Origin of the sequence: Shinella zoogloeoides (assembly GCF_030733845.1) — a bacterium.
GTDB lineage: Bacteria > Pseudomonadota > Alphaproteobacteria > Rhizobiales > Rhizobiaceae > Shinella > Shinella zoogloeoides_C.
This window is the reverse complement of the sequence record NZ_CP132311.1, coordinates 1568527-1592696: the sequence shown is the minus strand read 5'-3', so window position 1 is coordinate 1592696 and position 24170 is coordinate 1568527. Positions and strand designations below refer to the sequence as shown.

The window sequence follows — 24170 nt, the reverse complement described above, 5'->3', positions numbered from 1 at the left end:
CGGCTACTCCGCCGCCGCCCGCTTCATTGGCCGGCGCTCCAGCAGCTCCTTCAGGAAATGGCCGGTATAGGAGCGTTCCACCTTCACCACATCTTCCGGCGTGCCTTCCGCGATCACCTCGCCGCCGCCGTCGCCGCCCTCGGGGCCGAAGTCGATGATCCAGTCGGCGGTCTTGATGACCTCCAGATTGTGCTCGATGACGACGACCGAATTGCCCTGGTTGACCAGCTCGTGCAGCACTTCCAGCAGCTTTGCGACGTCGTGGAAATGCAGGCCCGTCGTCGGCTCGTCGAGGATGTAGAGCGTGCGGCCGGTCGAGCGCTTCGACAGCTCCTTGGCGAGCTTGACGCGCTGCGCCTCGCCGCCCGACAGGGTGTTGGCCTGCTGGCCGACCTTGATATAACCGAGGCCCACCTGGTTCAGCGTCACCAGCTTGTCGCGCACGGCGGGAACGGCGGCGAAGAACTCGACGCCTTCCTCGACGGTCATGTCCAGCACGTCGGCGATCGACTTGCCCTTGAAGGTGACGTCGAGCGTTTCGCGGTTGTAGCGCTTGCCGTGGCAGACGTCGCAGGTGACGTAGACATCGGGCAGGAAGTGCATCTCGATCTTGATGACGCCGTCGCCCTGGCAGGCCTCGCAGCGTCCGCCCTTGACGTTGAAGGAGAAGCGGCCCGGCTGGTAGCCGCGCGCCTTCGCCTCCGGCAGGCCCGCGAACCAGTCGCGGATCGGCGTGAAGGCGCCGGTATAGGTCGCCGGGTTGGAGCGCGGCGTGCGGCCGATCGGCGACTGGTCGATGTCGATGACCTTGTCGATATATTCGAAACCGTCGATGCGCTCGTGCTCGGCCGGGATTTCGCGTGCGCCCATGATGCGGCGGGCGGCGGACTTGTAGAGCGTCTCGATCAGGAAGGTCGACTTGCCGCCGCCGGAAACGCCCGTCACCGCTGTGAAGACGCCGAGCGGTATGGAGGCGGTGACATTCTTCAGATTGTTAGCTTTCGCCCCGACGACCTTGATTTCCTTTTTCTTCTTCGGCTTGCGGCGCTCGCCGGGAATGGCGACGGAAAGCTCGCCGGACAGGTACTTGCCGGTAAGCGATGCCGGATTGGCGATGACTTCGCCGGGCGTGCCCTGCGCGATGACCTCGCCGCCATGGATGCCGGCGGCCGGGCCGATATCGACCACGTAGTCCGCCGTCAGGATCGCGTCCTCGTCATGCTCGACGACGATCACCGTGTTGCCGATGTCGCGCAGGTGCCGCAGCGTGTCGAGCAGGCGCGCATTGTCGCGCTGGTGCAGGCCGATGGAGGGCTCGTCCAGCACGTAGAGCACACCCGTCAGGCCGGAACCGATCTGCGAGGCGAGGCGGATGCGCTGGCTCTCGCCGCCCGACAGCGTGCCGGAATTGCGCGAGAGCGAGAGATATTCCAGGCCGACATCGTTGAGAAAGCGCAGGCGCTCGCGAATCTCCTTGAGGATGCGGACGGCGATCTCGTTCTGCTTGGTGTTGAGCTTTTCCGGCAGGACGTCGAACCAGTCGCGCGCCACGCGGATCGACATCTGCGTGACCTCGCCGATATGCAGCTTGTTGATCTTCACCGCCAGCGCTTCGGGCTTCAGGCGATAGCCGTCGCAGGCCGGGCAGGGGGCGGCCGACATGTAGCGCTCGATCTCCTCGCGCGACCAGGCGCTGTCGGTCTCCTTCCAGCGGCGCTCCAGGTTCGGCACGATGCCCTCGAAGGTCTTGACCGTCTTGTAGGAGCGGGCGCCGTCCTTATAGTTGAATTCGATCTTTTCCTTCGTACCGTGCAGGATGGCGCCTTGTGCCTCCTCGGACAGCTCCGACCAGCGGCTGGAGAGCTTGAAGCCGTAGGCGGCGCCGAGGGCTTCTAGCGTCTGGTTGTAGTAGGGCGAGGAAGATTTCGCCCAGGGCGCAATGGCGCCGTCGCGCAGCGTGCGCTCGCTTTCGGGCACGATCAGGTCCGGGTCGATCTTCTGCTGGCTGCCGAGGCCGTCGCAGGTCGGGCAGGCGCCGAAGGGATTGTTGAACGAGAAGAGCCGCGGCTCGATTTCCGGGATGGTGAAGCCGGAGACCGGGCAGGCGAACTTTTCGGAAAACAGCACGCGCTCGTGCGTCTCGTTCAGCGATTTGTTGGCCGAGCCGCCGGCCGCGGTTTCCTCCGGCGGGAGCGGCTTGTCGGCGAATTCCGCGATCGCCAGGCCCTCGGCGAGCTTGAGGCAGGTTTCAAGACTGTCCGCCAGACGCGAGGCGAGATCGGCGCGCACGACGACGCGGTCGACCACTACGTCGATATCGTGCTTGTACTTCTTGTCGAGCGCCGGCACGTCGGCGATCTCGTAGAATTGGCCGTCGACCTTGACGCGCTGGAAGCCCTTCTTCATCAGCTCGGCGAGTTCCTTGCGGTACTCGCCCTTGCGGCCGCGCACGATCGGCGCGAGAATGTAAAGGCGCGTGCCTTCGCCGAATTCCAGCACCCGGTCGACCATCTGGCTGACCGTCTGGCTCTCGATCGGCAGGCCGGTTGCCGGCGAATAGGGAACGCCGACGCGGGCGAAGAGCAGGCGCATGTAGTCGTAGATCTCGGTGACCGTGCCGACGGTCGAGCGCGGGTTCTTCGAGGTCGTCTTCTGCTCGATCGAAATGGCGGGCGACAGGCCGTCGATCTGGTCGACGTCAGGCTTTTGCATCATTTCGAGGAACTGGCGCGCATAGGCCGAAAGGCTTTCGACATAGCGACGCTGGCCCTCGGCATAGATGGTGTCGAAGGCAAGCGACGATTTGCCGGAGCCCGAAAGCCCGGTCATCACGATCAGCTTGTTGCGGGGCAGGTCGAGGTCGATGCCCTTGAGATTGTGCTCGCGTGCGCCGCGAATGGAAATAGTCTTGAGTTCGCTCATGATATCCAGCGTCAGAAGTCGTTGCGCATCCTAAATAGGGTTGGCCCCCCTATGTAGGAACAGGTTCGAGCCTGTCCATGCGTCGTCAGAGGATTCCGTGCCCGTTTCCGATTCGGTTGACAAGAGTGTAGGGAATTATTAGAACAAAAAAAGAACAAAATTTGCAATTGATCTGTGGATTACCACTTGCGCGGGGCGGCGCCTGACAACGGCAGCTTATAAGATGCCGCATTCGTATAGTGAAATGATGTCGGGCACCGTCGCCCGCGCGACAACGGGAAGCAAGGGTATGGCTGGAAGCGTCAACAAGGTGATCTTGATCGGCAATGTCGGGGCGGACCCGGAAATCCGGCGCACGCAGGACGGTCGGCCGATCGCCAACCTGCGCATCGCTACCTCCGAGACCTGGCGCGACCGCAACAGCGGCGAGCGCCGCGAGAAGACGGAATGGCACAATGTCGTCGTCTTCAACGAGGGCCTGTGCAAGGTCGTCGAGCAATATGTGAAGAAGGGCGCCAAGCTCTATATCGAGGGCGCACTACAGACCCGCAAATGGCAGGACCAGACCGGCAACGACCGCTATTCGACGGAAGTCGTGCTGCAGGGCTTCGGCTCGACGCTGACCATGCTGGACGGCCGTGGTGAAGGCGGCGGCGATCGCCGTGGCGGCAGCGATTTCGGCGGCGGTGCGCCGAGCTACGACGATTACGGCTCGCGTCCGTCCTCGGGCAGCGGCAGCAGCGGCGGTGCAAGCCGCTCGGGCGGCTCGCTGTCGCGCGACATGGACGACGACATCCCGTTCTGAGGATACGAAAGAAAGACCGGCCCGCGCGCCGGTCTTTTTCTTTGGTGCTCATGACGGGCAGCGCCGGAGGAGGGCGTGTCATGAGGGACGAGAAGACGGCTGCGGACGTGCTTTTCCTGCGGCCTGGCGAAGGGCGGGCCTATCCGCTCGGGCGCATGCACGCGGTCTTCAAGGCGGATCACGGGGAAACCGCTGACGCCTACAGCGTTTCCGAATGGTGGCTGGAGCCGCATACGACCGGGCCCGGCGCCCATTCCCACGCGGCGAATGTCGAACTCTTCTATGTGATTGCGGGCACCGCCAGTATCCTTGCTGGCGAGGAATGGCTGGAGGCCCCTGCCGGCAGCTTCGTGCGCATTCCGGCGACCGTGCTGCACGACTTCGAGAACCGCTCGGACGCGCGGGTCGGTCTGCTCAACGTTTTCCTGCCCGGCGGCTTCGAGGAGAACATGCCGGCCATCGTCAAATGGTTCGCCGACAACCCTTGAACATGTTCCGCGGTGGCGACAGGCCGTTCCCTTGCATGCGTTGCCATGGCCACCTAGATCAGCCGGCATGATCGCTTTTCCAGACTTGCCCATCACGACCGAACGGCTCGTGCTTCGGAAATTTGCCCCCGGCGACTTTTCCGCCTTCGCTTCCTACCATTCCCGGCAGGACGTCTATCGTTACCTCTATGCCGACCCGCCGGAGGCAACGGCGCTGGAAGAGCGGTTCGCGAGGCTGCTGAACGCTGAGTTCGAACAGGATGGCGATGTGTTCAAGCTGGCCGTCACGCGCAAGGGCGATGACATGCTGCTCGGCGAGGTGCTGCTGAAACTGGAGAGCAAGGACGCGCTGCAGGGCGAAGTCGGCTATATCTTCAACCCCGTCCATGCCGGCCAGGGCTATGCGACGGAAGCCGTTGCCGCGATGATCGACCTGGGCTTCTCCGCCTTCGGCTTTCATCGCATCTTCGCGCGGCTGGATACCGGGAACAAGGGTTCGGTCGGGGTCGTCGAACGCCTCGGCTTGCGGCGCGAGGCTCATCTGGTCGAAAACGACCGCTTCAACGGCACCTGGGGCGACGAATATATCTACGCCATTCTGGCACGCGAATGGAAAGCACGGCGGCACTAGCAACCGGCGTGCGCGACCATTCTCCGCCCGCTCAGAGAGCGAAGGCGGATTTCACGCCGTCGACCACGAACTGCACCGCCAGCGCCGCGAGGATGACGCCGAGCAGGCGCGTGAGGATGGCACGGCCGGTATTGCCGAGGAAACGGTCGATGCGCTCGGCGATGACCAGCGACAGGAACAGGATGCCGATGCAGAGCGCCAGGACGCCGATGAGGACGCCGCGTTCGAGCGCGGAAGGGAAGGAGCCGGAGGTGAGGATCGTCGCGGAGATCGCGCCGGGGCCGGCGATCAGCGGCAGGGCGAGCGGGAAGACGGCGATGTTGTGGATGTGGTCGCGGGTGATCGCCACCTCGCTGGTCTTCTCCTTGCGCTCGTTGCGGCGCTCGAAGATCATCTCGAAGGCGATCCAGAACAGGAGCAGGCCGCCGGCAATGCGGAAGGCGCCGATGGAGATGCCGAGCAGCGAGAGGACGCCGGAACCCGTCACCGCGAAGACGGCGAGGATGCAGAAGGCGATGATGCAGCCGCGCAGCGCCACCTGCTTGCGCTGCGGGCGTGTCATGCCCACGGTGAGCCCCAGGAAGATCGGGGCGAGGCCGGGCGGGTCGATGGTCACGAGCAGGGTCGTGATCGCATTGACCACGAGATCGATGTTCAGCATGGAAGGCGTTTCCCCTCGCCGTTGCGCGGCCGTTTGCGATGGCCTTGTGCCCGCATTGTTAGGCGAGGGCGAGCCGCAAGGGAAGGGCGGTGACAAAGTCCTGCCGGCAAGACCATGAAAATGCGCAAATTGGCGGATTTACAGGAAAAGCCTGTTCAAAACCCCTGGCGAAATTGGCGCTTGGAGCATCGGTAGGCTATAAAATTGCATCTGATTCTGAACAACGATCGTGACCGAAATTGACAGAACAATCGACACCCGGCGGCAAGAACCCTCCCGGCATTGAGCCGATCTCCATCATCGAGGAAATGCAGCGGTCCTATCTCGATTACGCCATGAGCGTGATCGTGTCCCGCGCGCTGCCCGATGTGCGCGACGGCCTCAAGCCCGTGCACCGGCGCATCCTCTACTCGATGAGCGAGATGGGGGTCGACTGGAACAAGAAATACGTGAAGTCGGCCCGCGTCACCGGTGATGTGATGGGTAAATACCATCCGCACGGCGACAGCGCGATCTACGACGCGCTGGCGCGCATGGCGCAGGACTGGTCGCTCCGCCTGCCGCTGATCGACGGCCAGGGCAACTTCGGCTCCGTCGACGGCGATCCGCCGGCGGCCCAGCGCTACACGGAATGCCGCCTAGAAAAGGCCGCCCATTCCCTGCTCGACGACCTCGACAAGGAAACGGTCAACTTCCGTGACAACTACGACGGCACGATGAGCGAGCCCGTCGTCGTCCCGGCCAAGTTCCCGAACCTCCTGGTCAACGGGGCGGGCGGCATCGCGGTCGGCATGGCGACCAACATTCCGCCGCACAACCTTTCCGAAGTCATCAACGGCTGTATCGCGCTGATCGACAATCCGGCGATCGATCTGCTCGACCTGATGCAGCACATTCCGGGGCCTGACTTCCCGACCGGCGCGCTGATCCTCGGCCGCGCCGGCATCCGTCAGGCCTACGAGACCGGCCGAGGCTCCGTCGTCATGCGTGGCCGCGCCACGATCGAGCCGATGCGCGGGGACCGCGAGCAGATCATCGTCACCGAGATTCCCTTCCAGGTGAACAAGGCGTCGATGATCGAGAAGATGGCGGAACTCGTGCGCGACAAGCGCATCGAGGGCATTTCCGACCTTCGCGACGAATCCGACCGCGACGGCTACCGCGTCGTCATCGAGCTGAAGCGCGATGCCAATGCCGAGGTCATCCTCAACCAGCTCTACCGCTACACGCCGCTGCAGACCTCCTTCGGCTGCAACATGGTGGCGCTGAACGGCGGCAAGCCGGAGCAGATGACGCTGCTCGACATGCTTCGCGCCTTCGTCGCCTTCCGCGAAGAGGTCGTCAGCCGCCGCACGAAATACCTGCTGCGCAAGGCGCGCGACCGCGCCCATGTCCTGGTGGGCCTTGCCATCGCGGTTGCCAATATCGACGAGGTAATCAGCCTCATCCGCCGCGCGCCCGATCCGCAGACGGCGCGCGAGCAGTTGATGGAGCGCCGCTGGCCGGCCAAGGACGTCGATGTGCTGATCCGTCTCATCGACGATCCGCGCCATCGCATCAACGAGGACCTCACCTACAATCTCTCCGAGGAGCAGGCCCGCGCCATCCTCGAGCTGCGTCTGGCGCGCCTTACCGCGCTCGGCCGTGACGAGATCGACGAGGAACTCAACAAGATCGGTGAGGAGATCAAGGACTATCTCGACATCCTCTCCTCGCGCCTGCGCATCATGACGATCGTCAAGGACGAACTCGCCGCCATCAGGGACGAATTCGGCACGCCGCGCCGCACCGAGATCGCCGAGGGCGGTCCCGACATGGACGACGAGGACCTGATCGCCCGCGAAGACATGGTGGTGACCGTGTCGCATGCCGGCTACGTCAAGCGCGTGCCGCTCGCCACCTACCGCGCGCAGCGCCGCGGCGGCAAGGGCCGCTCCGGCATGGCCATGAAGGACGAGGATTTTGCGACCCGCCTCTTCGTCGCCAACACGCATACGCCGGTCCTGTTCTTCTCCTCGCGCGGCATCGTCTACAAGGAGAAGGTCTGGCGCCTGCCGATCGGCACGCCGCAGTCGAAGGGCAAGGCGCTCATCAACATGCTGCCGCTGGAACCCGGCGAGCGCATAACGACGATCATGCCGCTGCCCGAGGACGAGACGACGTGGGAAAACCTCGACGTCATGTTCTCGACGACCCGCGGCACGGTTCGCCGCAACAAGCTGTCCGACTTCGTCCAGGTCAACCGCAACGGCAAGATCGCGATGAAGCTGGAGGAAGACGGCGATGAGATCCTCAACGTCGAGACCTGCACGGAGAGCGACGACGTGCTGCTGACGACCGCGCTCGGCCAGTGCATCCGCTTCTCGGTCGATGACGTTCGCGTCTTTGCCGGCCGCAATTCGGTCGGCGTGCGCGGCATCTCGCTCGGCAAGGGCGACCGCATCATCTCGATGACCATCGTCAGCCATGTCGATGCCGAGCCATGGGAGCGCGCGGCCTACCTTAAGCGTTCCGCCGCCGAGCGCCGCGCCAGCGGCGTCGACGAGGAGGATATCGCGCTGGTCGGCGAAGAGGTAGGCGAGATCGGCGACCTCACGGAAGAGCGCTACCAGGAGCTCAAGGCGCGCGAGCAGTTCGTGCTGACGGTTTCGCAGAAGGGCTTCGGCAAGCGGTCGTCCTCCTACGACTTCCGCACCTCGGGCCGCGGCGGCAAGGGCATCCGCGCTACCGACACGTCCAAGACGAACGAGATCGGCGAAGTGGTCGCCGCATTCCCGGTTGAGGACAAGGACCAGCTCATGCTCGTCTCCGACGGCGGCCAGTTGATCCGCGTGCCGGTGGACGGCATCCGCATCGCCAGCCGCGCGACCAAGGGCGTGACGATCTTCTCCACTGCCAAGGATGAGAAGGTGGTTTCGGTCGAGCGCATCAGCGAGCCGGAAGGCGAGGACGATGCGGAGATGATCGAGGACGATATCGACGCCGCGGAAGCGACGCCTACCGAGGAATAAACGCCTCGGGCCATTCTAGACATGGAAAAGCCGGACGGGCAGGGAACGACCGTCCGGCTTTTCATTTGACGCGGGCAACCCGGAGGGAAGGCTGCCCGCTTTGACGGCGGCATACGTGCTGCATCATCCTTTGCGCCTTACGGCGCATGGCGTTGCAGGGAGGCGTTCTTAGACGCCGAAGCCGCCTGCTTCTGTTTTCAGTCTTGCCGCCTTCAGTTCCGCGCGGTCCCGTTTGAGTTCCAGGATCGTGCGCGCAAAGTCGAAGGTGAACACGGCGCTGATGAAGACTGTGAATAGGATCGTGAGTGCGGCCATCCTACTTTACCCGATCAACGCAGCCACTTGCCGCGTGCGGCGACCCGGGGCGTAGCCGGCCGATCCTCTTCGCGCAAAGCATGGATCGTTGCAGCGGTGAGCGCGATGAACATGGTCATGCAGAGTAGAGCGAGTGCCATTTTTGTGTTCCTTCAAGCCTAAGGAAACGCATTACTGGTTCCACTGTGTTCGGTCAGGAGAATGCGCGACTGCGACCTTTGTTCCCGACCCCTATGCCGCCATTTAGACATGGCTTGCCTGAAATCGTCTTGAACGGCCCATTCACGCACAGTTCATGTTCTTCACAGGGGACAGTTCGGGATGCGACGGGCCGCACCCTTGCGAAACGGCACGGTCCGTGACAAAAGGCGGCAAACGGGACCCCGCCGATGACAGTCGCCTTCTACCCTGGCTCTTTCGATCCGATTACCAACGGCCATATCGACGTGCTGGTCCAGGCGCTGAACGTGGCGCCCAAGGTCATCGTCGCCATCGGCATCCACCCCGGCAAGACACCGCTCTTTTCCTTCGAGGAACGCGCCGAGCTCATCCGTCTTTCGATCGCCGAAGTGCTGCCGGAGCGGGCAGGGGATGTCAGCGTCGTCTCCTTCTCCAACCTGGTCGTCGATGCCGCCCGTGCCCACAAGGCCAAGCTCCTCATCCGGGGCCTGCGCGACGGCACGGATATGGACTACGAAATGCAGATGGCCGGCATGAACCGCCAGATGGCGGAGGACGTGCAGACCGTCTTCCTGCCGGCGGGCGCCCTCTCTCGGCCCATTACCGCCACATTGGTCCGCCAGATCGCGGCGATGGGCGGCGATGTCAGTGCCTTCGTTCCGGCGCCCGTCTTTACGGCCCTCAAGGCCCGCAAGAAGGGCTGAGCGCAATCATCCTGAACCCCTCAAGGGAGCTATCATGAACATCCTCCGTCTCGCCTTCGCAGGCGCCCTGTTCCTCGCGGGCACCGCCATGGCCCAGGCCGCCGATTTCATCACGATCCAGCTGAAGGACGGCCCTGTCGTCATCGAGCTGAACGACAAGGCGCCCAAGCACGCCGAACGCATCAAGGCGCTCGCCGCCGCCGGCGAATATGACAATGTCGCCTTCCACCGCGTGATCGAGGGCTTCATGGCCCAGACCGGCGACGTGCAGTATGGCGACATGGCGGACGGCTATCAGGCGCAGGCTGCCGGCACGGGCGGCTCCAGCCAGCCGGACCTTCCGGCCGAATTCTCCGACGTGCCCTTCGAGCGCGGTACGGTCGGCATGGCGCGCGCGCAGGACCCGAATTCCGCCAATTCGCAGTTCTTCATCATGTTCGCCCCGGGCGACTTCCTGAACGGCCAGTACACGGTCGTCGGCAAGGTCGTCTCCGGCATGGAGAATGTCGACAAGATCAAGCGCGGCGACGACGCCAACAACGGCTCGGTCACCGATCCGGACCGCATGGTCAAGGTCACCGTCGGCAAGTAAGCCTCATATTTTGATTTTCCGCCTGTTGCAATCGCGCAATCGCGACCCATTTGCGGGGCAGGCTTTAGAAGGAGAAAGACCATGGCCGAGATCAAGGATCCGGAAAACACCATCATCATGGAGACCACGAAGGGGAAGGTGGTCATCCAGCTTCTTCCGGATCTTGCGCCCGGGCACGTAGCGCGCATCAAGGAACTGACGCGCGAAGGCGCCTATGACGGCGTCGTCTTCCATCGCGTGATCGAAGACTTCATGGCCCAGACCGGCGACGTGCAGTACGGCAAGACCGGCGGCAAGGACTTCAACCCGGCCCGCGCCGGCATGGGCGGCTCCGAAAAGCCGGACCTGAAGGCCGAATTCTCCAACATGAGCCATGTGCGCGGCACGTGTTCCATGGCCCGCAGCCAGATGCCGAATTCCGCCAATTCGCAGTTCTTCATCTGCTTCACGGATTCCCCCTGGCTCAACAAGCAGTATTCCGTCTGGGGCCAGGTCATCGAAGGCATGGAAAACATCGACAAGATCAAGCGCGGCGAGCCGGTGCGCGATCCCGACACCATCGTCTCGATGAAGGTTGCCGCAGACGTAGCGGCCTGATAGAAAACCCTCGATTTCGACCGCGCTCGCCCCGGCGGGCGCGGTTTTTCTTTGCCCTTTTTCAAGAGACGTCGATATGGCTGCTTTCCTCTGGGCGCTGCTCGGCATTGCGGCCGGCGCGTGCATCGCAATTCAGGCTCCGATCAATGCGCTGCTCGGCCGCGGGCTCAGCATGCCGGTGGCTGCCGCCTGCGTCTCTTTCCTGTCGGGTGCGATCATCCTGGCGCTCGTCGTCGTTGCCACCGCTTCGTTCGAGGGCCGCTCGCCCGACTGGCGCGGCCCCGACCTCTGGCTCTACATCGCCGGCGGCGCGCTGGGCACGGTCTATGTCACGACCGCCATCTTCCTGACGCCGCGCATCGGGGCTGCCGCCGTCATGGCCTTTGCCGTCTCCGGCCAGCTTCTTGCCGGCATCCTGCTCGATCGCATCGGCTTCCTCGGCATGGCGGTTCGTGAAATCTCCGTCGGCCGCATTGGCGGCGCCCTGCTGCTCGTTGCCGGCGCCCTCATGATCCGCTTCCTCTGAGGTCAGCCATGCGTGTCGACCTTTTCGATTTCGATCTGCCGGAAGAAAACATCGCGTTGCGCCCGGTGACGCCGCGCGAGGCGGCGAAGCTGCTCGTCGTGCAGCCGGGCGCCGATAAGCCCTACGAGGACCGCGCCGTCGGCGATCTACCGTCGCTGCTGCGCGCGGGCGATGCGCTGGTCTTCAACGATACGCGCGTCATTCCCGCCCAGCTGGAGGGCATTCGCCACCGCGAAGGCGCCGGCGGCCAGAAGGTTTCCGCGACGCTGCATATGCGCATTGCCGGCGACCGCTGGAAGGCTTTCGCCAAGCCGGGAAAACGGATCAAGCTCGGCGATCGCATCGCCTTTGGCGACAGTCTGTCGGCGATCATTGAGGAGAAGGGCGAGGGCGGCGAGGTCACCCTGCACTTTAACGCCTCCGGGCCGGAACTCGACCGCGCCATCGCCACCGTCGGCCATATTCCGCTGCCGCCCTACATCGCCTCCAAGCGTGAGGACGACGAGGCCGACCGGCGTGACTACCAGACGATCTATGCCCGCGAGGAGGGCGCCGTCGCGGCCCCGACGGCCGGCCTGCATTTCACCGACGCACTCTTTGAAAAGCTCGATGCGCTCGGCGTCGAGCGGCATTTCGTGACGCTGCATGTCGGCGCCGGCACATTCCTGCCGGTCAAGGCGGACGACACGACGGACCACGTCATGCACGAGGAGATCGGTTACGTCTCGCAGGAGACGGCCGCCGCGCTCAATGCCGTGCGGGCGAGGGGCGGGCGCATCATCTCGGTCGGCACGACCTCGCTGCGGCTGCTGGAAAGCGCGGCCGCAGAAGACGGGACGATCAAGCCGTGGTCCGGCGCGACGGGTATCTTCATCACGCCCGGCTACCGCTTCCGCACGGCCGACATGCTGATGACCAATTTCCACCTGCCGAAGTCGACGCTGTTCATGCTCGTCTCGGCCTTCTCAGGGCTGGAGACGATGCGCGGCGCCTATGCCCATGCCATCGCGACCGGCTACCGCTTCTATTCCTACGGCGACTCCAGCCTGCTTTTCCGGGACGACCGATGACCGAAACCTTCCAGTTCAAACTCATCGCCACCGATGGCAAGGCACGGCGCGGCGAGGTCTCCATGCCGCGCGGCACGATCCGTACGCCGGCCTTCATGCCCGTCGGCACGGTGGGCACGGTCAAGGCGATGTATCTCGACCAGGTGCGCGAACTCGGCGCCGACATCATCCTCGGCAACACCTACCACCTGATGCTGCGTCCCGGCCCGGAGCGTGTCGCGCGCCTCGGCGGCCTGCACGAGCTGATCCGCTGGCCGCACCCGATCCTCACCGACAGCGGCGGCTTCCAGGTCATGTCGCTCTCCGGCCTGCGCAAGCTCGACGAGCAGGGTGTCACCTTCAAGAGCCACGTCGACGGCGCGCTGCACCACATGTCGCCGGAACGCTCGATCGAGATCCAGGGCCTGCTCGACAGCGACATCCAGATGCAGCTCGACGAATGTGTGGCGCTGCCGGCATCGCCAAAGGAAATCGAGCGTGCCATGGAAATGTCGCTGCGCTGGGCCGAGCGCTGCAAGGTGGCCTTCGGCGACCAGCCGGGCAAGGCGATGTTCGGCATCGTGCAGGGCGGCGATATCCCGCATCTGCGCGAGCGATCCGCGCAGGCGCTCGCCGGCCTCAACCTCAAGGGCTACGCCATCGGCGGCCTTGCGGTGGGCGAGCCGCAGGAGGTCATGCTCGACATGATCGACACGACCATCGCCCATATGCCCTCGGAAAAGCCGCGCTACCTGATGGGTGTCGGCACGCCCGATGACATGCTGAAATCCGTCGCACGCGGCATCGACATGTTCGACTGCGTGATGCCGACCCGCTCGGGCCGCCATGGCCTTGCCTTCACCCGCCGCGGCCGCATCAACCTGCGCAACGCCCGCCACGCGGAAGACATGCGCCCGCTGGACGAGGAATCGAACTGCCCGGCCGCGCGCGATTATTCGCGCGCCTACCTGCACCATCTCATCCGCGCCAACGAATCCCTCGGCGGCATGCTGCTGACCTGGAACAATCTCGCCTATTACCAGGACCTGATGGCCGGCATCCGCAAGGCGATCGAGGAAGGCCGCTTCGCCGACTTCATGGCCGAGACACAGGAGGAATGGGCGAGGGGCGATCTGGCGCCCCTCTGACGGGCCGGCTCAGATTTCCGGTCCCGGCGCGGCGCGCACCATGTGCACGCCGTTGATCTTGTAGCTGCCGTCCGGCTGCTTAACGAGCTGGTAGAGCGCCGTCCAGTCCTTGCCATCAGGCCCGGAGATCAGCACCTCCTGCACCACCATGTCCCCCTCGACCTTGGAGCGTCCGAAGGCGAAATTGCCCGGCCGGTAGACCGGCGCATAGCCCTTCTTGACCATGTCGAAGAAGGCAGACTCGCTCTGGAATTTTCCACGAATGGTGGGAGAGGCGAAGGAATAGGCGGTCTTCGCATCGTCGTTTAGGAAGGCTTCGATCTGACTCTGGATGATGCCTTGCGCAGTATCGACCGGCTCTTCGGCCCGCGCGGCAAACGGGATCAGGGACAAGCAGACGCAAAGGAAAACGGCGGCAGGCGATTTCATGGCGCACACTCCTTTTCCGAAGGCGACAGAATAACACACCAGGGGGCACAGGGTCGCGGCGTATTTCATGAAGCTGAAATTACCAATGCGTATTTATTTTGCTATTTAAAAACAATATGATGTCGCGCCTAGCTAAGCTATCGCTACAGACTTATAAAGGGCAGGGGTACGCCACTACTGCCTGTGAAAGATAATGACCTCGCCCTCCAGATAGGGCGAGCGCGCGAACTCCCGGAATCCGTGCCGCTCGGCAAGACGTATAGACGCCGCGTTCTCCGGTTTGATGATGCAGGTGTCCTTCTTGTCCGGATGGTTTTCCACCGCCCAGGACAACATCGCCCGTAGCGCCTCGCTGGCATAGCCGCGACCTTGAAAATCCGGATGCAAACCCCAGCCGGTTTCCATTGTATTTTCGATGCTGGGTGTGAGGGCGCGTCGCATCTCGTGGAATCCGGCTTGCCCGATGAACTGGCCGGAGATTTTCTCGGTGACAGTCCAGAACCCGAACTTCATGACATCCCACATACCGATATGGCGCAGAAGCCGCACCCAGGACTGCTCGCGCGACTGCGGCACGCCACCAAGGTAGCGCACCATTTCAGGCAGCGCCCATAGCGCCGTCACGGCATCGAGATCATCGAGCCGGGCGCCACGCAGGATGAGACGGTCGGTTTCGAGCACAGGCGTGTCAGGCATTCGGCATCACGGCTTAGGGAACTGGCGATAACGAGACGGAATCGGGAGATTCGAGAGCTGAGGGATATTGGCGCGGTGACGGTCGAAAGGGAAGCCACCCCCTTGTGATACCTAAATCACATAAGATAGATTATGGAACTATATAACACACCAAAAGCCCTGAAAGCCTCTGGAAATCCGGTTTCCGCCTTGACCCGGAACCATCGGCAGTCTTAAGCGAAACGGCAGACGGAACCAACAGCGAAAGCCTCCTCCATGAGCGATTTGCGCATTCTCTCCGACGCCCATATCCCGGAACTGCCGAACCGCTACAACGGCAAGGTCCGCGAGAACTACGACCTGCCGGACGGCAGCCGCATCATCATCGCGACGGACCGCCTCAGCGCCTTCGACGTCATCCTGACGGCGATTCCCTTCAAGGGCCAGGTACTGACGCAGACGGCGCGCTACTGGTTCGAGGAAACCGCCGACATCTGCCCGAACCATGTGCTGGCCTATCCGGATCCGAACGTCGTCATCGGCACGCGCCTCGACATCCTGCCGGTCGAGATCGTCGTGCGCGGCTATCTCGCCGGCACGACCAGCACTTCGATCCTGACGAAGTACCGCAAGGGCGAACGCCAGATGTACGGCATCACGCTGCCGGATGGTCTCAAGGACAACGAGAAGCTTCCCGAACCGATCATCACGCCCACCAGCAAGGCCTTCGACGGCGGCCACGACGAGCCGCTCTCCGGCGACGAAATCCTCAGCCAGGGCCTGCTGACGCCGGAGCAATGGGAAACGGTCTCGCGCTATGCGCTGGCGCTCTTTGCCCGCGGACAGGCTCGTGCGGCCGAGCGCGGCCTCATCCTCGTCGACACCAAGTACGAGTTCGGCACGGACAAGGACGGCCGCATCGTGCTCGCCGACGAAATCCATACGCCGGATTCGAGCCGCTACTGGATCACCGACAGCTACGAAGAGAGCTTTGCCAAGGGCGGCCGGCCGGCCAGCTTCGACAAGGATTTCGTGCGTGCCTGGGTCACGGAGCGTTGCGATCCCTACAAGGATCCGATCCCGGAAATCCCGCGCGGGCTCGTCGAGCAGACCTCGAAGGTTTACATCCAAGCCTTTGAACAGATTACCGGAAAGACGTTTACGCCCGATCTTTCCGGCGAAACGGTTCTGGACCGCATCCGCACGAACCTGGCGCCTTATTTCACCTGATCATCGGCAAGCGCGACCTCGAAGCTAAGACCGTCATAGGCCGGCTCCACATGGTCGGGCGTTTCCTTCTGCACGGTGTCGTAATCGAGCGGCACGTGCATATGGGTGAGAATGGCGCGCGCCGGCTTCAGCCGCTCGATCCAGTCCAGCGCCTGGCTCAGCGACAGGTGGCTCGAATGATAGCGGTATTGCAGCGCGTCGATCACCAGCATGTCGAGACCGGCAAGCCGCGGCATGGTCTCGTCGGGGAAATCGCTGATGTCGCTGCAATAGGCGACATTTCCGATGCGAAAGCCGAGCGAATGGATGGAGCCGTGGATCTGGAGGAGGGGCTGGAAGGTGATCGGGCCCCCTCGCCCTTCGATCTTCACGGGCGCGTCCATCGGCTCGATCAGGTTCTCCGTCACGATCGGCGGATACATGCTGCCGGCGGGCGTCCTCAGGCAATAGCCGAAGCCTTCGCGGATGCGCTCCATCGTCGCCGCATCGGCCCAGATCGGCACCCGCGCGTGGTTCTGCTGCACGAAGCCCCTTATGTCGTCGATGCCGTGGATATGGTCGGCGTGGGGATGGCTGTAGAGCACCGCATCGATGGCCTCGACGCCGGCGGTGATCATCTGCATGCGGAAATCGGGGCCGGTGTCGATGACGACGGTCGTCACGCCCTGCGGGCCGAACTGCTCGACGAGGAAGGCGGCGCGGGTGCGACGGTTCTTCGGGTTGGCGGGATCGCAGGCCCCCCAGTCGCCTGTGATGCGCGGCACGCCCGGAGACGAGCCGCAGCCGAGAATGGTGAAGCGCCGCGTATAGGCCACGGCTACACCCGCGGCATCTTGGAGAAGATGCGGAAAGCGTTTTCGGTGGTGATGCGGGCGATCTCGTCCGTACTGACGCCCATGGTTTCGGCCAGGACGGCCGCCGTATGCGCCGTATAGGCGGGCTCGTTGCGCTTTCCGCGGAACGGCTTCGGCGCGAGGTAGGGCGCGTCGGTCTCAACCAGCATGCGCTCCAGCGGCACGGTTTTCGCGATCGTGCGCAGCTCTTCCGACTTCGGGAAGGTCAGGATGCCGGAAAAGGAGACATAGCCGCCGAGTTCGACGCCGACACGGGCGAGGTCCGCACCGGAGGAGAAGCAGTGCAGCAGGAAGGGGAACGCCCCCTTCCCCATCTCCTCGGTCAGGATCGCCGCCATGTCCTCGTCCGCCGAACGGCTGTGGATGACGAGCGGCAGGCCCGTCTCGCGCGCCGCCGCGATATGGTTGCGAAGGCCGATGGCCTGCGCGTCGCGCGGCGCGTTGTCGTAGAAGTAGTCGAGACCCGCCTCGCCGATCGCCACCACGCGCGCATGCTTCGACAGTTCGACGAGTTCGGAAACCGGAATGTCCAGCTCCTCGTCGGCATTGTGCGGATGCGTGCCGACCGAGCAGAAGACCGACGGATATTTCTCGGCGATCGCCAGGATGGCCGGGAACTTTCGTACCCGGGTCGAGATGGTGATCATCTGCTTCACGCCGGCCGCGTGCGCCCGCGCGACGATATCGTCGCGCTCCGCTTCGAAATCCGGAAAATCCAGATGGCAGTGGGTGTCGATCAGCATCTCGGCGTCACGCCTCGGGTGCGACATAGCGCGGGAAGACCGGGGACGGCGCTTCCAGCGGCGTGCCGCTGACGAGACGGCCGGCTTCGCCGAGCGCCGCGAAATCGCGCTTGTCGACAGGGGCCGCGACGAGGTTCAGCAGCTTGCGGCCGGATTCCGGCATGAAGGGCTGCAGGAGAATCGCGATCTGGCGCACGACCTCCGCCGTCACATAGAGCACGGTGCCCATGCGGATGGGATCGGTCTTCTTGAGCGCCCAGGGTGCCTCGCCGGCAAAATAGCGGTCGGCTTCCGAGACGACGGCGATGATCGCGGCCAGCGCCTTGTGGATCTGCTGCCTGCCCATGTCCTCGCGGGTGATGGCATGCAGCGCATCGACGGAGGCGAGCATGGCGCGGTCGGCCTCCGAGAGGTCGCCGCATTCCGGCACCTTGCCGTCGCAGTTCTTGATGATCATCGACAGCGAGCGGCTGGCGAGGTTGCCGATGCCGTTGGCAAGGTCCGAGTTGATGCGCGTCGCGATCCCCTCCTCGCTATAGCTGCCGTCCTGGCCGAAAGAGACTTCGCGCAGGAAGAAGTAGCGGATCGGATCGAGGCCGAAATGGTTCACCAGGTTGACCGGATCGACCACGTTGCCGAGCGATTTCGACATCTTCTCGCCCTTGTTGAGCAGGAAGCCGTGGGCGAAGACGCGGCCCGGTAGCGGCAGGCCGGCCGACATCAGGAAGGCCGGCCAGTAGACGGCGTGGAAGCGGATGATGTCCTTGCCGATGATGTGGATGTTCGCCGGCCAGTATTTGGCGCGCGGACCCTCGGGATCGGTGAGGTAGCCGGTCGCGGTGATATAGTTGGTCAGCGCGTCGACCCAGACATACATGACATGCGCCGGGTCGCCCGGAACCGGAATGCCCCAGTCGAATGTCGTGCGCGAGACCGAGAGGTCCTTGAGGCCGGATTTGACGAAGGAGATCACCTCGTTGCGGCGCTCGGCGGGGCCGATGAAGTCCGGGTTGTCCTCGTAGTGCTTCAGCAGCCTGTCCTGATAGGCGGAGAGGCGGAAGAAATAGCTCTCCTCCTCCACCCATTCGACGGGCGTGCCCTGCGGGCCGTAGCGCACGCCGTCGTCGCGTTTCTCCGTCTCGCCTTCCTGATAGTAGGCTTCGTCACGCACGGAATACCAACCGGCATAGCCGCCCTTGTAGATATCGCCATTGGCTTCCATGCGGCGCCAGATCTCGGCGCAGGCCTCGTAGTGGCGCTCCTCGGTCGTGCGGATGAAATCATCGTTCGATGCATTAAGAAGAACGGCCATCTGCTTGAATTCGGCAGAATTTCTCTCAGCGAGATCGCGCGGCTCGATGCCTTCCTTGCGCGCCGTCTGCTGCATCTTCTGGCCATGCTCGTCCGTGCCGGTCAGAAAGAACACATCGCGCCCGTCGAGCCGCTGGTAACGCGCCATGGCATCCGTCGCGATCAGCTCGTAGGCGTGGCCGATATGCGGCTTGCCGTTCGGATAGGAAATGGCGGTCGTGATGTAGAAGCGGTTCGTATCGGTCATGGGAGCGTATCTGTCTTCGGTTGTGCAATGCCGCAAGGTATTAGACCATGCGGGCGCAGAGGGGAACAGCAAGTTTCCGCTTTGATCTAGCGCGACGCCCGGAGGTCGTCGAGCATGGTGATGATCGTCTGCTTGCGGTCGAGGTTGTAGCCCTGGGCGATGGCGATGCGCTCACCGAGCTGCGAGGAAAGGTGCGCGAGGCGGTCGGCGCGGGCGATGTCGCCGGAAAGGGCGGCGGCGCGGGCGGCGGCGGTGACGAAATCGGTGGCGTGCTGGCAGAAGAACGAGAAGACGGTGTCGCTGTCCCTGGCGGAAAGCACGTCGGCGAGCTTGTGCACGTCGCGCCGTGGCGGTTCGGCCGGAGCGTCGACGATGGCTCGGAAGGCTTCGACGATATCGAAGCCGCCGTAGTTCGTGAGCTTCAGCGCCTCGGAGACGCTGCCATGGGCGGCGGAGAGAACCTCCCCTGCCCGCGCGCCCGACGGCGCGGCGCCGAGGCTGTCGAGGGCGCTGGCAAGGTCGCTTTCCGACAGCGGCGAGAGCGCGAGCGGCAGGCAGCGTGAGCGGATGGTCGGCAAGAGTTTTCCCGGTGCATGGGTCAGCACCAGGAAGAGCGAGCGCTTCGGCGGCTCTTCGAGGATCTTCAGGATGGCATTGGCGGCATTGCGGTTGAGGTCGTCCGCCGGATCGATGATGACGATGCGCCAGTTGCCCGTGCCGGAGGTCTGGGCGAGGAATTTCCCGGCCTTGCGCACCTCGTCCACCGTGATGGCCGATTTCACCTTGCCGGTCTTCTCGTCCACCGGCCGTGTCAGATGCAGCAGATTGTGGGAGGCGCCGGCGGCGAGCTGACGGGTGATGGGCGACGCGGGCGACGGATCGGCGATCGTCTCCGGCGCCTGCGCCGGCTCCGGGTGGTGCAGAACGTGATTGGCAAAGTGGAAGGCAAGCGTCGCCTTGCCGATGCCTTCCGGCCCCTCGATCAGGATAGCGTGATGGCCCTTGCCGGAGCGGTAGGAGCGCGCCAGAAATTGCTCCGCCTCGGCATGACCGTAGAGCTTCGTCTGCTCGGCCGGGTGCACGGCGCCGTCGAGAATGCCGGGACGCTCCTCGCTCACGATACGGGCTCCGGATCCGGCTGGCCGTGGGCGTTGATCGGCAGCAGCGGTTCGATGATGGCGAGCACCTCGGCGGCGATCTGCTCCTGCGTCCTAGTGGCGTCGATCACCCGGCAGCGCAGCGGCTCGCGCTCGGCGATATCGAGGAAGGCCTCGCGGCGCTTCTCGTGCGTTTCCAGCTCTTCCTTCTCGAAGCGGTCGGGCTGTTCGTCCGGCCCGGCGGCACGCTTGCGGGCGCGCTCGAGGCCGACGGCGGCGGGAAGGTCGAAGATGACGGTACAGTCGGGCACGACGCCGTTGATCGCCACGCGCTCCAGCGCCTCGACGAAGGGCTGTTCCAGATTGCCGGTGATGCCCTGATAGACGCGGGAAGAATCCATGAAACGGTCGCACAGCACGACCGTGCCGGCGGACAGCGCCGGGCGGATGACCTCTTCGACATGGTCGCTGCGCGCGGCGGCGAAGAGGATCGCCTCCATGCGGATGCCGTAAGGCTCGGCCGCGCCGGAGAGAAGAACGTGGCGCACCGCCTCCGCACCCTTGGAGCCGCCCGGTTCGCGCGTCATCAGCACGGTCAGGCCACGCTCACGCAATGCGTTTGCCAGAAGCCGGATCTGTGTCGACTTTCCAGCGCCTTCGCCGCCTTCGAACGTGACAAACAAACCGGGTGCGGCAGACAAATCCTACTTCCGTTCCAGTGGGCGCCAGGGTCGCCCTTTGACAAAATCCGATGGGCCGGAGCCGAGTCGGACCACTACTAACCCATGTTTCCGGCAGACGAAACGCTTTTCAGCCCGCCCCACCCCGTCAAATCCAGAAGAAGAAGAGTTCGATCAGCGCATCGAGCGCGCGGGCGCGCAGCGTGCCGACATTCACCGTCCCGGCCGTCTTGACCGGCACCTCGCGCAGAAGCTGCTTGTCGTTCCAGATCTTCAGCGTGCCGACGGTCTTTCCCGGCTCCACCGGCGCGCGCACCGGCCAAGTATAGACGACGCGGGCGACGAGCCGCTGCGAATTGTCCTTCGGCAGGAACACATCCACCTGCTCGCCCGCGACCAGCGGCACGACGGAGCGATCGCCGCCATAGACGCTGGCATCGGCAATCGTCTCGCCCTCCTTGAAGAGCGTGCGCCGCTCGAAGGAGGAAAGCGCCCATTCGATGATACGCCGGGATTCCTCGATGCGCGCCTTCTCGCTCTCCATGCCGCCCATGGCGAGCAGCAGGTCCTTGCCATCCCGGTTCACCGCCGCGACGATGGAATAGCCGCCCTCCTCCGAAAAGCCGGTGACGAAGCCCGTCACGCCGATATTGAGCGCCAGCAACGGATTGCGGTTGCGCTGCTTTATCTTGTTCCACTCGAATTCGGGTTCGAGATAGTAGCGCATGGAGCCCGGATACGTTGTCTGGAGGTGTCGGGCGAGCGTCACCATCTCGCGCATCGTCACCTTGTTGGCCGGGTTCGGCAAGCCGGTGGCATTGGCGAAGGTGGATTTTTGCAGGCCCAGCGCCCTCGCCTCCGCCGTCATGCGCTCGGCAAAGGCGGTCTCCGACCCGGCAATGCCTTCGGCGAGGATGATGCAGGCGTCGTTGGCGAACTGCACCGTGATGCCGCGGATCAGGTCTTCGACGCGCACGCTCGATTTCAGCGCGGCAAACATGGTGGAGGTGCGCGAGGGCGCGCCGCCGGTCCGCCAGGCATGTTCCGTGACGGGGTATTGCGTTTCGAGCGTCGTTTCCCCACCGGCGATCGCCTTGAGCACCGTCGCCACGGTCATCAGCTTGGCAAGCGAGGCAGCGGGAACAGCGTCGTCTTCCGCCCGGGCGAACAGCACCGTGCCGGTTTCCGCCTCGATCAGGTAGACCTGCTTCGCCTTGACGTCGAAACCGGCCTGCGGCGCCGCCGACTGGCCATGCGCGGCGGTGAAAAAACACAGGAAAAGGACGAGGCAGGCGAATAGGCGGCGATGCATGGCGACTCCGGATGCATCACCCTCCCACAGCCGCGCGCATTGCGCAAACGGCTTTGGGCATGCGGCCGTAAAGCCCGTTCATCAGCCCGCGTTGTCGGCGAGCGCGGAAAGCCGCGTCAGCGTGCCGTCGATCGTCAGGATAGCGTCGAAGGCGCCGGCTGCATCACGCACGCGCTCGTCGGCATAGGCTGCCGCATAGCTCGGGTCGGCGGAAAGCTGCGGAACGAAGTTCGGCCGTTCGATCGGCAGCGGGCCGATTTCGGGCAGCAGGGCAAACTGTTCCATCGCCTGGAACGCTTCGCTTGCCGGGGTTGTCTTGGCAAGCGCCGTCATCGTGCTTTCGGCGGGAACGGTCAAGGTGCCCTCGCCTGCGCCGACGCCCGGCAAGGTGCTGTTGTCTGCCGAAGCGACCATGACGCCCGTCGCGATCTGGCCGCCCGGATCGACCGCCGGAACGCGCGAGCCCTTGGTCACGTAGGACGCCATGAGATAGGGCATGTCGTTGCCCTCGAGCGGCGCCTTACCGACATATTGCACGCGTACCTTGGCCGTGCCGGTGCGCTTCATGTCGAGCAGATCGGCGGTCTTGGACGAAACGTCGATCACGCGGCCCTCATGGAACGGGCCGCGATCGTTGACGCGCACCACGACGGAGGTGCCGTTTTCCATGTTGGTGACCCGCGCATAGCTCGGCAGCGGGAATGTGGGATGTGCGGCAGACAGGTGGTATTTGTCGTAGACCTCGCCGTTCGCCGTCTTGCGGCCATGGAAGGCCGAACCGTACCAGGATGCGAGGCCCGTCCTGCTGTAGCCCGGCTCTTCCTTCGGCTTATACCACTTGCCGCGGACCTGATAGGCCTTGCCGAGCTGGTAGCGCCCGCCACCCTTCGGCACCGCCTGCCCCTCCTCCACGACGCGCGGGCTTGCCTTCACGCCATATTCGGATTCGGAGAAGAACTCCTTGCTGCGGACCTTTTTCTTGGGGGCGGGCGTCGTCGTCGCACAGGCGGCAAGGCCTGCGCAGACCAGAGGAATTGCGATGAGCCGAAGGCCCTTGCCGAGCCGGCTCGCGTTCTTCTCGAAGTTTTTATGTCCCACGCCGCTATTGTCCCCGACGATGCGCCAGCCAACTGCCTTGCCCCTGCAAGTTAGCCGTCAATGTCACTCAGTAAATAACAGTACGTTAATCATGCCAATAAGATGGCAAAATTGCGAATGAATGGGAGCCCGAGGGCAAGGATCAATGATTTATGGTTTCCACATGGTTAAAGGCGCCCGCCGAATACGCGGCGAGCGCTTGTTTCTACCATCTCTTCGGCGTCAGGACGCCTCTACTTGCAGAACGTCGAAAAGCTGGTTGGGATCACGCACGCCGTGTCGATAGAGCGTAATGATCGAGCGGGCGAGCGAACGGGCCCGCGCCTCGTCGAGGCCGAGATCGTTCGATGCCGTCAATCGCGTGAACACGCCTTTCAGAACCGTAAGGTCCTGGGGCTCAAACATGCCGATATGCGTGGGGTCTCGAAGCACGTCCATTGCGTCCTCCCCTTTTTTTCGCATCCAGCCGGCAACATTGCTTTCGGTTGCGCAAAAACCTTAAGACGACAATGCGTCAGCAACAAGTCGGGAAAAGTTGTAGCCGCTCGCGCGCCGATCGCCGCAAGGTGGCACGAAGCGAGACAACACTGCGCGGTTCGCGCTGCCTCCCTACGGCGTCGATTGCGCATCGAAGCCCGTCCTTGCCTCGAATCCATCGCATTGCGCCCTAGAATTCGAACCATGGACAAATCAGGCCTTCTCTTCGTCATCCTCCTCGGCACCCTCGCCGCCCTCATCGTCAGCGTGCTTCTCATAGAAGCCGAGCCGCCCCCCGCCCAACCGGACGACGGATCCACGATCCAGCCCCAGGTGACGGATAGCGCTCGCTAGCATCACGGGACCATCGGGAACGACCTCGATCTGA

General features: G+C 63.8%; 26 protein-coding genes. 12 read left to right on the top strand and 14 right to left on the bottom strand.

Annotated features, from left to right (window positions below; translation table 11 throughout):
- Window positions 1-3: 3 nt before the first annotated feature.
- Window positions 4-2922 (bottom strand): excinuclease ABC subunit UvrA, encoded by a 2919-nt coding sequence (gene uvrA / locus Q9316_RS09020; RefSeq protein ID WP_306034845.1) that lies wholly within the window; start codon window positions 2920-2922, stop codon window positions 4-6.
- A gap of 289 nt (window positions 2923-3211) precedes the next feature.
- Between uvrA and Q9316_RS09015 the strand changes: the two genes are divergently transcribed.
- The 3 genes from Q9316_RS09015 to Q9316_RS09005 all read left to right on the top strand — a co-directional run bounded on the left by Q9316_RS09015 (window position 3212) and on the right by Q9316_RS09005 (window position 4846).
- On the top strand, window positions 3212-3727 hold the full coding sequence (locus tag Q9316_RS09015; RefSeq protein WP_306034844.1) for a single-stranded DNA-binding protein: 516 nt from the start codon (window positions 3212-3214) through the stop codon (window positions 3725-3727).
- 80 nt (window positions 3728-3807) lie between these two features.
- On the top strand, window positions 3808-4215 hold the full coding sequence (locus tag Q9316_RS09010; protein ID WP_306034843.1) for a cupin domain-containing protein: 408 nt from the start codon (window positions 3808-3810) through the stop codon (window positions 4213-4215).
- 67 nt (window positions 4216-4282) lie between these two features.
- A complete protein-coding gene (locus tag Q9316_RS09005; RefSeq protein ID WP_306034842.1) occupies window positions 4283-4846 on the top strand; it encodes a GNAT family N-acetyltransferase in 564 nt (187 codons plus the stop codon).
- Between the two features lie 31 nt (window positions 4847-4877).
- Here Q9316_RS09005 and Q9316_RS09000 read toward each other — a convergent pair whose 3' ends face one another.
- On the bottom strand, window positions 4878-5507 hold the full coding sequence (locus tag Q9316_RS09000; RefSeq protein ID WP_306034841.1) for a MarC family protein: 630 nt from the start codon (window positions 5505-5507) through the stop codon (window positions 4878-4880).
- Window positions 5508-5746: 239 nt separating this feature from the next.
- Between Q9316_RS09000 and gyrA the strand changes: the two genes are divergently transcribed.
- Complete coding sequence (gyrA, locus tag Q9316_RS08995) at window positions 5747-8518, top strand: DNA gyrase subunit A (RefSeq protein WP_306034840.1); 2772 nt, start codon at window positions 5747-5749, stop codon at window positions 8516-8518.
- 168 nt (window positions 8519-8686) lie between these two features.
- On the opposite strand, the gene Q9316_RS08990 is transcribed toward gyrA, so the two are convergent.
- Complete coding sequence (locus Q9316_RS08990) at window positions 8687-8833, bottom strand: hypothetical protein (RefSeq protein ID WP_306034839.1); 147 nt, start codon at window positions 8831-8833, stop codon at window positions 8687-8689.
- 14 nt (window positions 8834-8847) lie between these two features.
- Complete coding sequence (locus tag Q9316_RS08985; protein WP_306034838.1) at window positions 8848-8973, bottom strand: hypothetical protein; 126 nt, start codon at window positions 8971-8973, stop codon at window positions 8848-8850.
- A 249-nt stretch (window positions 8974-9222) separates the two neighbouring features.
- Between Q9316_RS08985 and coaD the strand changes: the two genes are divergently transcribed.
- The 6 genes from coaD to tgt all read left to right on the top strand — a co-directional run bounded on the left by coaD (window position 9223) and on the right by tgt (window position 13629).
- On the top strand, window positions 9223-9717 hold the full coding sequence (gene coaD, locus Q9316_RS08980) for a pantetheine-phosphate adenylyltransferase (RefSeq protein ID WP_306034837.1): 495 nt from the start codon (window positions 9223-9225) through the stop codon (window positions 9715-9717).
- Window positions 9718-9751: 34 nt separating this feature from the next.
- Entirely contained in the window at window positions 9752-10309 is a 558-nt protein-coding gene (locus tag Q9316_RS08975; RefSeq protein ID WP_306034836.1) for a peptidylprolyl isomerase, read from the top strand.
- 81 nt (window positions 10310-10390) lie between these two features.
- On the top strand, window positions 10391-10906 hold the full coding sequence (locus Q9316_RS08970; protein WP_306034835.1) for a peptidylprolyl isomerase: 516 nt from the start codon (window positions 10391-10393) through the stop codon (window positions 10904-10906).
- A gap of 76 nt (window positions 10907-10982) precedes the next feature.
- A complete protein-coding gene (locus Q9316_RS08965; RefSeq protein WP_306034833.1) occupies window positions 10983-11432 on the top strand; it encodes a DMT family transporter in 450 nt (149 codons plus the stop codon).
- Window positions 11433-11440: 8 nt separating this feature from the next.
- Complete coding sequence (queA, locus tag Q9316_RS08960; protein ID WP_306034832.1) at window positions 11441-12502, top strand: tRNA preQ1(34) S-adenosylmethionine ribosyltransferase-isomerase QueA; 1062 nt, start codon at window positions 11441-11443, stop codon at window positions 12500-12502.
- Window positions 12499-13629, top strand: a complete 1131-nt coding sequence (tgt, locus tag Q9316_RS08955) for a tRNA guanosine(34) transglycosylase Tgt (protein ID WP_306034831.1) — start codon at window positions 12499-12501, stop codon at window positions 13627-13629. Before queA ends, tgt begins: the two co-directional genes overlap by 4 nt.
- A 9-nt stretch (window positions 13630-13638) precedes the next feature.
- Here tgt and Q9316_RS08950 read toward each other — a convergent pair whose 3' ends face one another.
- The gene (locus tag Q9316_RS08950) at window positions 13639-14058 is read right to left on the bottom strand and encodes a DUF4864 domain-containing protein (protein ID WP_306034830.1); all 420 of its coding nucleotides are present in this window, start codon (window positions 14056-14058) and stop codon (window positions 13639-13641) included.
- A 174-nt stretch (window positions 14059-14232) separates the two neighbouring features.
- A complete protein-coding gene (locus tag Q9316_RS08945) occupies window positions 14233-14754 on the bottom strand; it encodes a GNAT family N-acetyltransferase (protein ID WP_306034829.1) in 522 nt (173 codons plus the stop codon).
- A 264-nt stretch (window positions 14755-15018) separates the two neighbouring features.
- Between Q9316_RS08945 and Q9316_RS08940 the strand changes: the two genes are divergently transcribed.
- The gene (locus Q9316_RS08940; protein ID WP_306035253.1) at window positions 15019-15963 is read left to right on the top strand and encodes a phosphoribosylaminoimidazolesuccinocarboxamide synthase; all 945 of its coding nucleotides are present in this window, start codon (window positions 15019-15021) and stop codon (window positions 15961-15963) included.
- Here the strand turns inward: Q9316_RS08940 and Q9316_RS08935 are convergent.
- From Q9316_RS08935 to Q9316_RS08900, 8 genes are all read right to left on the bottom strand, one after another.
- A complete protein-coding gene (locus Q9316_RS08935; protein WP_306034828.1) occupies window positions 15951-16778 on the bottom strand; it encodes an MBL fold metallo-hydrolase in 828 nt (275 codons plus the stop codon). The two genes, Q9316_RS08940 and Q9316_RS08935, sit on opposite strands and share 13 nt — an antisense overlap.
- Before the next feature lie 2 nt (window positions 16779-16780).
- The gene (locus Q9316_RS08930; protein WP_306034827.1) at window positions 16781-17560 is read right to left on the bottom strand and encodes a TatD family hydrolase; all 780 of its coding nucleotides are present in this window, start codon (window positions 17558-17560) and stop codon (window positions 16781-16783) included.
- 7 nt (window positions 17561-17567) lie between these two features.
- Complete coding sequence (gene metG, locus Q9316_RS08925; protein WP_306034826.1) at window positions 17568-19118, bottom strand: methionine--tRNA ligase; 1551 nt, start codon at window positions 19116-19118, stop codon at window positions 17568-17570.
- An 86-nt stretch (window positions 19119-19204) separates the two neighbouring features.
- Window positions 19205-20236: a DNA polymerase III subunit delta' gene (locus Q9316_RS08920; protein WP_306034825.1), complete on the bottom strand. Its 1032-nt coding sequence runs from the start codon at window positions 20234-20236 to the stop codon at window positions 19205-19207.
- Complete coding sequence (gene tmk / locus Q9316_RS08915) at window positions 20233-20916, bottom strand: dTMP kinase (RefSeq protein WP_306034824.1); 684 nt, start codon at window positions 20914-20916, stop codon at window positions 20233-20235. Before tmk ends, Q9316_RS08920 begins: the two co-directional genes overlap by 4 nt.
- A gap of 127 nt (window positions 20917-21043) precedes the next feature.
- Complete coding sequence (locus tag Q9316_RS08910; protein WP_306034823.1) at window positions 21044-22207, bottom strand: D-alanyl-D-alanine carboxypeptidase family protein; 1164 nt, start codon at window positions 22205-22207, stop codon at window positions 21044-21046.
- An 81-nt stretch (window positions 22208-22288) separates the two neighbouring features.
- Window positions 22289-23305, bottom strand: a complete 1017-nt coding sequence (locus Q9316_RS08905; protein ID WP_306034822.1) for a septal ring lytic transglycosylase RlpA family protein — start codon at window positions 23303-23305, stop codon at window positions 22289-22291.
- A gap of 222 nt (window positions 23306-23527) precedes the next feature.
- On the bottom strand, window positions 23528-23743 hold the full coding sequence (locus Q9316_RS08900; RefSeq protein WP_306034821.1) for a hypothetical protein: 216 nt from the start codon (window positions 23741-23743) through the stop codon (window positions 23528-23530).
- A gap of 243 nt (window positions 23744-23986) precedes the next feature.
- Between Q9316_RS08900 and Q9316_RS08895 the strand changes: the two genes are divergently transcribed.
- Window positions 23987-24136, top strand: a complete 150-nt coding sequence (locus tag Q9316_RS08895; protein WP_306034820.1) for an exopeptide — start codon at window positions 23987-23989, stop codon at window positions 24134-24136.
- Window positions 24137-24170 lie beyond the last annotated feature (34 nt).